The sequence below is a fragment of the Nocardioides pyridinolyticus genome (assembly GCF_054653575.1).
This window is the reverse complement of the sequence record NZ_BAAIFY010000090.1, coordinates 1-533: the sequence shown is the minus strand read 5'-3', so window position 1 is coordinate 533 and position 533 is coordinate 1. Positions and strand designations below refer to the sequence as shown.

General features: G+C 67.2%; 1 protein-coding gene. It reads right to left on the bottom strand.

From position 1 onward, the window contains the following. Positions 1 to 422 (bottom strand): helix-turn-helix domain-containing protein (locus tag ACYQ0U_RS22790; protein WP_459976166.1); only part of this gene is annotated, 422 nt, incomplete at its 3' end. Positions 423 to 533 lie beyond the last annotated feature (111 nt).

The window sequence follows — 533 nt, the reverse complement described above, 5'->3', positions numbered from 1 at the left end:
ACGCGGGTGATGATCGCGCCGACGGTGCGCCAGGCGATCCGCATCAGCTCGGTGATCGCGGACTTCGAGCACTGTGTCGCCAGCCAAGCGACCTGCTGGTCGAACACCAGCGTGTGCCCAGCGCTATGGCGGGCCCAGGGCACCTGACGGACGGTAGGCCCGTGGGTCGGACAGTCCACCCGCGGCGCGTCGGCCTCGAGGAACACCTCCATGACCCCAAGATCGAGGCTCCGCCAACGCCTGCGTCCCTCACCGCGGTCGTACCACGGTGACCGGGTCCCACATTGTCCGCACCGCCCGCGACCGGCTCGCTGAGGGCGGACGTGGACGATGACGAACTCGACGTCCTCGTCGTACTCGACATCCTCGATCACGGTCTTCTCGACGCCCAACAGGGCACGCCATAGGCTGGCGTTTCGCACGCCGTTCTCCGCTCTGCAGTTCCTGAGTCTCGACAACCCAGAAACCTAGAGCGGGAGCGGCGTGTGGCCGTTCAGGCGCGAGCAACCACCCACGGAAGCGTCACAAGAGCC